Genomic DNA, 11,826 nt, shown 5'->3' on the forward strand with positions numbered 1-11,826 from the left:
AAAGGTGATAAGAAATGACTGCAAAAGCACCACAAGATACACGCGTAGTCGTCGGCATGTCCGGCGGCGTCGACTCCTCGGTCGCCGCGTATTTATTAAAAGAGCAAGGCTATGATGTTATCGGAATATTTATGAAAAACTGGGACGATACCGATGAATTTGGCGTCTGCACAGCGACGGATGATTACGAAGATGTTATCCGCGTCTGTAACCAAATCGGCATTCCGTACTATGCCGTCAATTTTGAAAAACAATATTGGGACAAAGTGTTCACATATTTCCTCGAAGAATACAAAGCGGGGCGTACGCCGAATCCGGACGTGATGTGCAATAAAGAAATCAAATTCAAAGCATTTCTTGAGCATGCACTGAGCCTCGGCGCCGATTATTTGGCAACGGGCCATTACGCGCAAGTGGAACACGCAGAAAACGGCGAAACGAAAATGCTGCGCGGCAAAGACAACAACAAAGACCAAACCTATTTCTTGAATCAATTAAACCAAGACCAATTGTCAAAAGTCATGTTCCCGATCGGCCATATGGAGAAAAAGAAAGTGCGGGAAATCGCACTCCAAGCAGGGCTTGCCACAGCGACGAAAAAAGATTCGACCGGCATCTGCTTTATCGGCGAACGAAATTTCAAGGAGTTTTTGGGCCAGTATTTGCCGGCACAACCCGGTTCAATGGAGACTCTTGACGGCGTCAAAATGGGCTCGCACGACGGCTTGATGTATTACACGATCGGCCAGCGCCAAGGACTAGGCATTGGCGGAGCGGGAGACCCGTGGTTTGTCATCGGCAAAGACTTGGACAAAAATATTTTGTTTGTCGGCCAAAACATCAACCACGAAGCGCTTTATTCACACAGCTTGTCGGCAGTGAATTTAAGCTTTACTTCTGATACCGCTCCGACAGGTACAATGGAATGCACAGCGAAATTCCGCTACCGCCAAGCTGACGTCGGCGTAACCGTGGAATTTATTGGCGACGAAGCGATCGTAACGTTTGCAGAACCGGTCCGTGCGATTACGCCAGGACAAGCGGTCGTCTTTTACGACGGCGAAGAATGCCTGGGCGGCGGAACGATTGACCGCGTCTTTAAAAACGGCGCCCGATTGGAGTATGTCGGGTAATGGGAGAGACGAAGATGAATTTTAATGAAATCGGCATCCAAGCGCTTCAAGAAGGCAATACCGAGCAAGCGATTCAAGCTTTTACGCAAGCGATTGAAGAAGAACCGAACAATCCACTCGGCTATATCAATTTCGGCCACGTATTGACGTCGATGGACGACATCGAACGGGCGGAGCGCTTTTTCCAAAAAGCGATCACGCTCGACGAAACGTCGGCGACGGCTTATTACGGCTTGGCCAATTTGTATTTTAACGTTGAACGTTTTGAAGAAGCGCTGAAGCTTTATGAAAAAGCTGTTCAATACAAACTCGAAGGCGCCGATGCGCATTTCATGATCGGCAAATGCTTGGAAAGAATGGAACAGCCAAAATTGGCGCTGCCATATTTGCAGCGTGCGGTTGAATTGGACGAAACGGACGTACAGGCGCGTTTAAGCTACGGCATTACGCTCGCATCTCTGGAATTGTTCGAGCTGGCAGAACCGCAATTTCTGCAAGTGCTTGAACAAGATCCGTTGCAGCCGGATGCGCATTACAACCTCGGCGTTCTCTACGCAGTATCAACGGATCGCACAGAAGATGCCATGCGCCATTTAAAAGAAGCGTATACATTGGACGAAACGAATGAAATGGCACGCTATGCATATGATATGATTGCTACAACACTATAGTCTACGTGAAAGGAGACGGCTGGCATGGCGGGGCAAATCGATTTGTTTCAAGAAGAAGTTCAGTTTGTGCTGGGTCGTCCGGTCGTTTCTATTTTTCACAATCCCGATAATTTATTTTCCATCGCAAAAGTGAAAATCCAACAAACCAACACCTCGTACGAAGAAAAAGAAATTATCGTTTCCGGTTATTTTCCACAATTGTCGCTAGAAGAACAATACCGTTTTACCGGATTGGTGAAAAACCATCCGAAATACGGTGTCCAGTTCCAAGTTGAGACGTTTACAAAAGAAGTGCCGGAAACCGAGCAAGGCATCATCCATTATTTGTCGAGCGATATGTTTAACGGCATCGGCCGGAAAACCGCTGAAACGATCGTAAAAAAACTCGGCAAAGACGCCATTAAAAAAATCTTGGAAGATCCGAATGCGCTGGACGCAGTTCCGCGTTTATCGGATGACAAAAAAGACACAATCCGCGCCACACTGCAAATGAATTTGGGGCTTGAGCGGGTTATGATTCAGCTGAATGACTGGGGCTTCGGCCCGCAAGTCGGCATGCGAATCTACCAGGCGTACCGGGAAGAAACGATCGACTTGCTGACGAAAAACCCGTTCCGTTTGATTGAAGAAATTGAAGGCATCGGTTTTCAGCGGGCCGATGAACTCGGCTCGAAGCTCGGCATCACCGGAAGCCACCCGGACCGCATCAAAGCGTCCGTTTTGCATTTATTGAATCAGGCTTCGCTGTCGGAAGGGCATGTTTATATCGATGCCGAAACGCTTATTCCGATGGTCAAAGGGATGCTGGAAGCTAGCCAAAAAGAGCCGATCAGTTTTGAAGCCATTTCAAAAGCGATGATCGAATTGAACGAAGAAGGCAAAGTGGCGGGGGAAGAAACGCGGCTTTATTTGCCTTCGCTTTATTATTCGGAAGTCGGCATCGCCACGAAGCTGGAAACTTTGCTGGCATCACAGGAAAACCGGGCACGGTTCCCGGCATCTGAAGTCCGCAAAGCGCTCGGCGAAGCGGAAGAGCGGCTCGGCGTGAATTACGCGGAAACGCAGATCGAAGCAATCGACGGCAGCATCAATTCGTCGGTGATGATTTTGACAGGCGGGCCGGGCACCGGGAAAACGACGGTCGTCCGCGGCTTGGTTGAAGTGTACGCTGAACTGCACGGCTTATCGCTCGACCCGAAAGAATACGCCAAGAAAAAAGAGCCGTTCCCAATCATTTTGGCGGCTCCGACCGGGCGCGCAGCTAAACGCCTCAGCGAATCGACGGAGCTTCCCGCGATGACGATCCACCGTTTGCTTGGCTTTAATGGCCAGGAAAAAGAAGAAGAAACCGAAAAAGAAATCGAAGGGCGCTTGATTATCATTGATGAAATGTCGATGGTCGACACGTGGCTTGCGCATCAACTTTTAAAAGCCGTGCCGGAAGACGCACAGATTATTTTTGTCGGCGACCAAGACCAGCTTCCGCCAGTCGGACCTGGCCAAGTGCTCCGCGATCTGCTCGATTCAAAGCGCATTCCGACGGTTGAATTAACAGACATTTACCGCCAGTCTTCCGGATCGTCGATCATTGAACTGGCCCATCAAATGAAAAACGGCCAGCTGCCGGCAGACATCACCGCAAAAACGTCAGACCGCTCGTTCATCAAAGCGGGAGCCGACCAAATTCCGGCAGTCGTTGAAAAAGTCGTGAAAAGCGCATTGGCGAAAGGCCATTCCATCAAAGACATCCAAGTGCTTGCGCCGATGTACAAAGGGCCTGCCGGAATCGATGCACTGAACCGCATGATCCAGGAAATGGTCAACCCGAACACGGACGGCAAACGTAAAGAACTCGTTTTTGGCGACATTACGTACCGGATTGGCGACAAGATTCTCCAGCTTGTCAACCAGCCGGAAAGCAATGTCTTTAATGGCGACATGGGCGAAGTGGTCGCCATAATGAAGGCGAAAGAAACGGTGGAAAAACAAGACATGCTTGTCGCCTCGTTCGACGGCATCGAAGTGACGTACCAGCGCAGCGATTTGAACCAGCTGACGCTCGCGTATTGCTGCTCAATCCACAAAGCACAAGGCTCGGAATTCCCGACCGTCATCATGCCGGTCGTCCGCGGCTACATGAAAATGCTGCGGCGCAATTTGCTATACACCGGCATCACGCGCAGCAAAGACTTCTTGATTCTTTGCGGCGACCCGGGCGTCTTCCGCTTTGGCGTGGAGCGCACGGATGACACCCAACGCATGACAACGCTAAAAGACCGCCTGGCAATTTCCCAAGCAACTCCTGAATCAGGCAAAGATGAAACCGTCGCAATTAAAGAAGAAACGGGCCCGGCAAGCTTGACCGCCGAAAATGCCCACACCATCCATCCTTTAATTGGGATGGAAGGCGTCACGCCGCGTGATTTTATCGAACAGTAAAAAACGACGGCGGGCGCTTTTTTTATTTGCCTTTGGCGAGGGGGTGAGTGAGCGTGCATATTTCTCGCTGAGTGTGCATATTTTAGCGTGAACGTGCGTATTTCTCGCTGAGCGTGCATATTTTCACGTGAGCGTGCGTATTTCTCGCTGAGCGTGCATATTTTCGCGTGAGCGTGCGTATTTCTCATTGAGCGTGCGTATTTTCGCGTGAACGTGCGTATTTTTCACCGAACGTGCACAATCCCCATGAACGAGTGCGCAGTCCCGCAAACTTCTCTCCAAACCACCGAAAGAACACACGCCTATTGACACGATTCCACTCTATTCTATATAATTCAATTTATATTCATAACCAACACCATGATGGAGAAAGTATAAAAGTGCATCCGTTCAGAAAGAGGTTCCCTGGCTGAAAGAACCTTCGCCATGCGTTTTTAGAAAGCTACTCCTGAGTGCAGCTAATCCCTGCCGTTTAGCCGCGTTAAGGCATTTATGAGAGACACGGAATGATTTTATCCGTGTAATTAGGGTGGTACCGCGAATCTATAGCCTTCGTCCCTTGCGCAAGCAAGGGGTGGAGGCTATTTTTATTGCCGCTCTTTATCACAAATGCATTTATTTTATAAAGGAGGAAAAACAAATGAAAACGATGAAGACAATGAAAGCTGCAGACATCAGAAAAATGTATTTGGATTTCTTTAAAGAAAAAGGCCACGACCAAGAGCCGAGCGCACCGCTTGTGCCGTTTGAGGATCCGTCGCTTTTGTGGATCAATAGCGGAGTTGCAACCTTAAAAAAATATTTTGACGGGCGCATCATTCCGGAAAACCCACGCATCGTCAACGCCCAAAAATCGATCCGCACAAATGATATCGAAAACGTCGGGAAAACGGCGCGCCACCATACATTCTTTGAGATGCTTGGAAACTTCTCGATCGGCGAATACTTCAAAAAAGAAGCGATTCACTGGGCTTGGGAATTTTTGACCGATGACAAATGGATCGGCTTCGACCCGGAAAAATTGTCCGTAACGATCCACCCGGAAGACGAAGAAGCGTACGACATCTGGCTCAATGAAGTCGGCGTCCCGGCTGAGCGCATTATCCGTTTAGAAGGCAACTTCTGGGACATCGGCGAAGGCCCAAGCGGACCGAACTCGGAAATTTTCTATGACCGCGGCGAAAGCTACGGAAATGATTTGACTGACCCGGAACTGTATCCAGGCGGCGAAAACGACCGTTATTTGGAAATTTGGAACTTGGTGTTCTCGCAGTTCAACCACAATCCGGACCACACGTACACGCCGCTGCCGAAGCAAAACATCGATACGGGCATGGGCTTGGAGCGCATCACTTCGGTTGTCCAAGACGTAGCAACCAACTACGACACGGATTTATTCATGCCAATCATCGAAAAAACAGAAGAAATTTCAGGCAAGAAATACGGCGAAAACAGTGAAGCCGATATGGCGTTCAAAGTCATCGCTGACCACGTCCGCACCGTGGCATTTGCAATCGGCGACGGAGCGCTTCCATCGAATGAAGGCCGTGGCTACGTATTGCGCCGCTTGTTGCGCCGTGCTATCCGCTTCGCGAAAAAATTAGGCGTAGAAAAACCGTTCATGTACAAATTGGTTCCAGTAGTCGGCGACATCATGGTCGACTTTTATCCGGAAGTGAACGACAAGCAAGATTTTATTATCCGCGTCATGAAACTGGAAGAAGAACGCTTCCATGAAACGCTTCACGACGGACTGGAAATTTTGTCGCAAGTGGTAACGCAAGAGAAAACTGCAGGCAAAACGGAGATTCCGGGCGAAGATGCATTCCGCCTTTACGACACGTACGGCTTCCCGATTGAATTGACGGAAGAATACGCAGAAGAAGAAAACATGACTGTCGACTATGCCGGCTTTGAAAAAGCGATGGAAGCGCAGCGCGACCGCGCACGAAGCGCACGCCAAAACGTCAATTCGATGCAGAGCCAGTCGGAAGTTCTTGGAAACATCAAGGATGCGAGCGAATTTATCGGCTACAGCAACACCGTGGCGGATGCACAAGTGATTGTTATCATCAAAGACGGCGAACTTGCGGAAAGCGCCCAAGAAGGCGAAGAAGCGCAAGTGATTTTGAACGAAACACCGTTTTATGCAGAAAGCGGCGGGCAAATTGCCGACCGCGGCACTCTTTCTAATGACTTGGTTCAAGCGGCAGTTCTAGACGTCAAAAAAGCGCCAAACGGCCAAAACTTGCATACGGTGCGAGTGGAATCCGGCGAATTGACGAAAGCGGCTGTCCACGCGCAAGTAGATGCGTCTGAGCGACGCCACACAGTAAAAAACCATACAGCAACGCATTTGTTGCACCAAGCGTTAAAAGACATTTTAGGGACGCATGTCAATCAAGCAGGTTCGTATGTCGGACCGGACCGCCTGCGTTTTGACTTCTCGCATTTCGGCAGCGTGACCACAGAAGAACTCGAACAAATCGAACAAATCGTTAATGAAAAAGTATGGAGCGGCATTCCGGTCCAAACGGGATACCACAATTTGCAGGAAGCAAAAGACATGGGTGCGATGGCTTTGTTCGGCGAGAAATACGGCGACGTGGTCCGAGTGGTTGAAATCGGAGATTACTCGCTTGAACTTTGCGGCGGTGTCCACGTGGTCAACACTTCGGAAATCGGCTTGTTTAAAATTGTCTCAGAAAGCGGCATCGGAGCCGGCATCCGCCGAATTGAAGCGGTAACCGGAAAAGGTGCTTACGAAAACTTGAAAGACAGCGAGAGGACGCTTGAAGAAGTTGCGGGCTTAATGAAATCTTCCACCAAAGATTTGGTCCAAAAAGTGCAATCGTTCCAGCAAGAAATGAAAGGTCTGCAGCGTGAAAACGAATCCTTGATGGCGAAAATTTCAAATGCCCAGTCTGGCGAAATTTTGGAAAAAGCGCGCAAAGTTGGCGACATCACCATTCTTTCTGCAAAAGTGGAAGCGAAAGACAACAACCAATTGCGCCAAATGATGGATGACTTAAAACCGAAGTTTGAAAAAGCGGTGATCGTCCTTGGTGCAGCTGACGGCGAAAAAGTGATGCTGGTCGCGGGTGTTACAAAAGATTTGGCTGGCGGGAACTATCATGCAGGACAAATCGTCAAACATGTAGCAGAACAGTGTGGAGGCAAGGGCGGCGGACGTCCGGACATGGCAATGGCCGGCGCGAAAAACCCTGAAAAACTCGACGGCGCGTTGGAATCTGTATACGAACTTCTGAAATAAGTTTTATAAATGGCAGTTTTCGTATATAATGGGATTCAAGGCAGCGGGAACGAGTTCTCCTATCTAAATCAGAAAGCGAGGTGCTTGTCGTGAGTTCATTTGATCAAACTATGAAGTTTAATTCGCCTGACGAATCTCTGGAGCAAGAAGTGAAGCAAGTCATGCTTCAAGTCCATGCTTCCCTGGAGGAAAAAGGCTATAATCCAATCAATCAGATTGTCGGGTATTTATTATCAGGTGATCCGGCTTATATCCCTCGCCATCAGGATGCACGCAATATGATTCGCAAACTTGAACGGGATGAAATTCTCGAAGAGCTTGTGAAATTTTATATCAAAAAGAATAATGAGGAATAAACATGCGGACTATGGGATTGGATGTCGGTTCGAAAACGATCGGCGTAGCAATTAGCGACGCCCTTGGCTGGACGGCGCAAGGCATCGAAACCGTCAAAATTAATGAAGCGATCGAAGACTTTGGATTTGAGCGCTTAGGTGAACTGATCAAGCAATACGAAGTCACCGAAGTGGTCGTAGGATATCCAAAAAACATGAACAACACCATCGGGCCACGGGCAGAAGCTTCGGAAAAATTTGCAGCTTTGCTCAAAGAAGCGTATGCTATACCGGTGGTCTTATGGGATGAAAGGCTTACAACGTCTGCTGCAGAAAAGATGTTGATTGCAGCTGATGTCAGCCGTAAGAACCGCAAGAAAGTGATCGACAAGATGGCTGCGGTTATGATTTTGCAAGGCTATCTTGATTTTAAAAAATAATGAGGTGACGCAAATGGAACACGGACAAGAACACATCACGGTTGTTGATGAAAACGGCAACGAGCAATTATTTGAAGTATTGTTTACATTTGAGAGTGAAGAATTCGGAAAATCATATGTTTTGTATTTCCCGGTAGGCGCTGAAGAAGACGAAGAAGGCGAAATTGAAATTCATGCATCTTCGTTTATCGAAACTGCTGATTCAGATGCTCCAGTTGGCGGCGGAGAACTTCAACCGATTGAAACTGACGAAGAATGGGACATGATCGAAGAAATGCTGAACACGTTCCTTGACGAAGAAGAAGAAAACGAAGAAGTTTAAGCACCAACTGAGAAAAGGGACGGAATTGATCGCTAATTCCGTCTTTTTCTTTTGTGCCGACTTCTTGTATACTGGTAATGGAAAAGCTAAGGGGGGGAACCCGTGGAGAACCAATCAAAAAAAGAGATTATGTTTGAACGGATGAAAGAGAAAAAGCAAGAAGTGAAAATTGTCCGCCGCATTGTTTTAATTATCATGCTCGTTTTGCTGCTCGTAGTCGGCATTGTCGGCTTCCGTACTTATTATTATGTCACCGATGCACTCAAACCGGTAGATCCGGATTCGGATAAAGTGGTGGACATCGAAGTGCCGATTGGTTCGAACTTGGACAGCATTTCGGAATTGCTGGAGAAAAACGGCCTTATTAAAGATGCACGGGTTTATAAATACTACGTGAAATTCAACAACCAAGCGGATTTTCAAGCAGGAACTTATGGCTTGCTGCCTTCCATGACGCTTGATGAAATTACGGAGAGTTTGAAAACCGGCAAGGTCTACCGCGAACCATTGTTTACGATTACGGTTCCAGAAGGTTTGACAATTGATCAAATCGCAGAAAACGTCATTGCGAAAAAGACGCCGTACACTGCCAAAGAATTTTTGGATAAAGTGCAAGATGAAGCCTACATTGACGAGCTGATGGCAAAATACCCGGACTTGCTGACCGATGAAATTAAAGGCAAAGATATCCGCTATGCGCTTGAAGGCTATTTGTATCCAGCGACATATCCGTTCTACGAAGAAGATCCATCACTCACGCTCATCATTGAGCAAATGATTGATTCTACGGAAGCGAACGTGATGCAATACCAGACGGTTTTAGAAGAAATGGGCAAAACGCCGCATTGGCTGTTGACGTTTGCTTCGCTGCTAGAAGAAGAAGCGACCGCACAAGCCGATCGCCAAACCATTGCCAGCGTATTCTACAACCGCTTGGAAAAAGACATGCCGCTGCAAACAGATCCGACTGTCTTGTATGCCATGGGCGAACACAAGGACCGTTTGTTCAACAAGGATTATGAATTCGAGCACCCGTACAGCACATACCAGAACAAAGGCTTGCCTCCAGGGCCAATTGCGTCAGCAGGGCTTGCATCCATTGAAGCTGTCATTGACCCAGCCCATACGGAATATGAATACTTCTTGGCTGATTCCAAAGGCGTCAACCATTTTGCTGAAACGTACGAAGAACATCTAGCTAATCAAGAAAAATACATTGGAAACTAAACTGCGGAAAAGGAAGCGGCCTCGCTTTCCTTTTTCTTTTATGCTATTATTGATTGTAATTTTTGCGGCGGTAAAAAGGAGCTATATGCATGACAAACGAGCAAATCGGGACTGTGCTGCAGTCTATGAAAATTTATGCTAGAGAGCACCGCGTTCCCATTATGGAAGACCAAGGCATAGCGTCCCTTTTGGAATTGCTGGTCGCCCAGCAGCCGGCCGCCATTTTGGAAATCGGTGCGGCCATCGGCTTTTCTGCAATCAAAATGGTCGAAGCGCTGCCGAATTGCCGTGTGGATACGATCGAGCGGGACGATGAACGCTACGGGAAAGCGGTGGAATTTATTCGGGAATCGGGCCTCAATGGCCAAATTCGGATCTTCCACGATGATGCGCTGGAGTTTGATCTTGGACAATTGAATACACATTATGACGCCATTTTCATTGATGCGGCAAAAGGCCAGTATGAACGCTTTTTTGACAAATACGAAACCGTATTGGCTAGCGGCGGCGTGGTGTATTGCGACAATATGAAAATGCACGGTTTGGCGGAGCAGGAATTGGCTGATGTTCCAAAGCGCAAACGGACGATGATCCGGAAAATCAAAGGGTTCAAAGAACGAATGATGAACCACCCGGGGTATGACACGGTTTTATTGTCGGCAGGGGATGGCATCATGGTGTGCAAAAAGAAATAGAAATGCAAAATAAAGCAGCTGCAAGGAGCTTGGAAAAATGTCGAAAAATCGTCCTGTTGTAATTGGAATTGCAGGGGGCTCGGGATCTGGAAAAACGAGTGTCACAAATTCTATTTATGAAGTGTTCAAAGAAAATTCAGTAGTGGTCATCGAGCAAGATTATTATTACAAAGACCAAAGCAATTTGGCGTTTGAAGAACGCTTGAAAACCAACTACGACCATCCGCTGGCATTTGATACGGATTTGCTGATTGACCATATCAACCAATTGATCGAACGCAAGCCGATCGAAAAGCCGGTTTACAATTATGCGCTGCACACCCGTTCAGACGAAACAGTGCTGATCGATCCAAAAGATGTCATCATCTTAGAAGGAATTTTGGTGCTTGAAGATCCGCGGCTGCGCGAATTGATGGACATCAAGCTGTTTGTGGATACCGATGCCGACTTGCGGATTATTCGCCGCTTGCTGCGCGACATCAACGAACGCGGACGGACGATTGATTCGGTCATCGATCAATATTTAACGGTCGTGCGCCCGATGCACAATCAATTTATCGAACCGACAAAACGCTACGCCGATGTGATTATCCCTGAAGGCGGCCAAAACGAAGTGGCGATCGATTTAATGGTTACAAAAATTAAAACAATTCTTGAATAGCGCTTGATATTATAATATGATGATACGAGACTGACGGATTGTACCTTATCTAGAGTCAGCAGTTGAAGGAGTGGAAACAATGGCTAACGAAAAACAATTTCCAATGACAGCTGCAGGAAAGCAGAAGTTGGAGGATGAACTAGACTTCTTAAAAACCGTAAAACGTAAAGAAGTTGTTGAACGCATTAAAGTTGCCCGCAGTTTCGGGGATTTGTCCGAGAACTCGGAATATGATTCAGCAAAAGAAGACCAAGCATTCGTCGAAGGACGCATTGCTCAATTAGAGTCGATGATCCGCAACGCTGTAATCATAAATGAAAATGAATCAAACAAAGATATTGTCCGTCTAGGGACGACTGTAACATTTGTCGAAATCCCAACTGGCGATGAAGAATCGTACACAATTGTCGGATCTGCGGAAGCTGACCCTCTTGAAGGACGAATTTCAAACGATTCGCCTATCGCAAAAAGCATGATTGGCCGAACAATCGGCGAGAATGTTAAAGTGCTTACTCCGGGCGGAGAAATGGAAATCAAAATCGTTTCAATCTCCTAATCCGGAAAGCCATTCTTTTTAGAATGGCTTTTTTACTAAATTGCATTGAAAATGAAACATTTCAATTGTCTAA

At 47.4% G+C, this 11,826-nt stretch carries 11 protein-coding genes and 1 other annotated feature; all 11 genes read left to right on the forward strand.

The features are described from left to right. Positions 1-14: 14 nt before the first annotated feature. Positions 15-1,133, forward strand: a complete 1,119-nt coding sequence (gene mnmA / locus ACRRQV_RS01320; protein WP_432526867.1) for a tRNA 2-thiouridine(34) synthase MnmA — start codon at positions 15-17, stop codon at positions 1,131-1,133. A gap of 14 nt (positions 1,134-1,147) precedes the next feature. After that, complete coding sequence (locus ACRRQV_RS01325; RefSeq protein WP_432526869.1) at positions 1,148-1,804, forward strand: tetratricopeptide repeat protein; 657 nt, start codon at positions 1,148-1,150, stop codon at positions 1,802-1,804. A 24-nt stretch (positions 1,805-1,828) separates the two neighbouring features. Then, positions 1,829-4,243, forward strand: coding sequence for an SF1B family DNA helicase RecD2 (gene recD2 / locus ACRRQV_RS01330; protein WP_432526871.1), 2,415 nt, complete (start codon positions 1,829-1,831; stop codon positions 4,241-4,243). A gap of 351 nt (positions 4,244-4,594) precedes the next feature. Further along, positions 4,595-4,806: a binding site (T-box leader), on the forward strand. A gap of 86 nt (positions 4,807-4,892) precedes the next feature. Beyond that, entirely contained in the window at positions 4,893-7,517 is a 2,625-nt protein-coding gene (gene alaS, locus ACRRQV_RS01335) for an alanine--tRNA ligase (protein ID WP_432527705.1), read from the forward strand. A gap of 89 nt (positions 7,518-7,606) precedes the next feature. After that, complete coding sequence (locus ACRRQV_RS01340) at positions 7,607-7,873, forward strand: IreB family regulatory phosphoprotein (RefSeq protein ID WP_432526873.1); 267 nt, start codon at positions 7,607-7,609, stop codon at positions 7,871-7,873. Between the two features lie 2 nt (positions 7,874-7,875). Then, entirely contained in the window at positions 7,876-8,292 is a 417-nt protein-coding gene (gene ruvX, locus ACRRQV_RS01345) for a Holliday junction resolvase RuvX (RefSeq protein ID WP_432526875.1), read from the forward strand. A gap of 13 nt (positions 8,293-8,305) precedes the next feature. Next, on the forward strand, positions 8,306-8,614 hold the full coding sequence (locus ACRRQV_RS01350; protein WP_432526877.1) for a DUF1292 domain-containing protein: 309 nt from the start codon (positions 8,306-8,308) through the stop codon (positions 8,612-8,614). 102 nt (positions 8,615-8,716) lie between these two features. Then, a complete protein-coding gene (mltG, locus tag ACRRQV_RS01355; RefSeq protein ID WP_432526879.1) occupies positions 8,717-9,841 on the forward strand; it encodes an endolytic transglycosylase MltG in 1,125 nt (374 codons plus the stop codon). An 89-nt stretch (positions 9,842-9,930) separates the two neighbouring features. Next, complete coding sequence (locus ACRRQV_RS01360) at positions 9,931-10,536, forward strand: O-methyltransferase (RefSeq protein ID WP_432526881.1); 606 nt, start codon at positions 9,931-9,933, stop codon at positions 10,534-10,536. A gap of 37 nt (positions 10,537-10,573) precedes the next feature. After that, complete coding sequence (gene udk, locus ACRRQV_RS01365) at positions 10,574-11,197, forward strand: uridine kinase (protein WP_432526883.1); 624 nt, start codon at positions 10,574-10,576, stop codon at positions 11,195-11,197. A 79-nt stretch (positions 11,198-11,276) separates the two neighbouring features. Further along, entirely contained in the window at positions 11,277-11,753 is a 477-nt protein-coding gene (greA, locus tag ACRRQV_RS01370) for a transcription elongation factor GreA (RefSeq protein ID WP_432526885.1), read from the forward strand. The last annotated feature ends 73 nt before the right edge of the window (positions 11,754-11,826 follow it).

The sequence above is a fragment of the Planococcus sp. YIM B11945 genome (assembly GCF_050864155.1).
Lineage (GTDB): Bacteria > Bacillota > Bacilli > Bacillales_A > Planococcaceae > Planococcus.

Excerpts from the sequence above, each read along its gene's own strand:
- mnmA (WP_432526867.1), top strand. The coding sequence starts at position 15 with ATGACTGCAAAAGCACCACAAGATACACGCGTAGTCGTCGGCATGTCC.
- ACRRQV_RS01325 (WP_432526869.1), top strand. The coding sequence starts at position 1,148 with ATGAATTTTAATGAAATCGGCATCCAAGCGCTTCAAGAAGGCAATACC.
- recD2 (WP_432526871.1), top strand. The coding sequence starts at position 1,829 with ATGGCGGGGCAAATCGATTTGTTTCAAGAAGAAGTTCAGTTTGTGCTG.
- alaS (WP_432527705.1), top strand. The coding sequence starts at position 4,893 with ATGAAGACAATGAAAGCTGCAGACATCAGAAAAATGTATTTGGATTTC.
- ruvX (WP_432526875.1), top strand. The coding sequence starts at position 7,876 with ATGCGGACTATGGGATTGGATGTCGGTTCGAAAACGATCGGCGTAGCA.
- ACRRQV_RS01350 (WP_432526877.1), top strand. The coding sequence starts at position 8,306 with ATGGAACACGGACAAGAACACATCACGGTTGTTGATGAAAACGGCAAC.
- ACRRQV_RS01360 (WP_432526881.1), top strand. The coding sequence starts at position 9,931 with ATGACAAACGAGCAAATCGGGACTGTGCTGCAGTCTATGAAAATTTAT.
- udk (WP_432526883.1), top strand. The coding sequence starts at position 10,574 with ATGTCGAAAAATCGTCCTGTTGTAATTGGAATTGCAGGGGGCTCGGGA.
- greA (WP_432526885.1), top strand. The coding sequence starts at position 11,277 with ATGGCTAACGAAAAACAATTTCCAATGACAGCTGCAGGAAAGCAGAAG.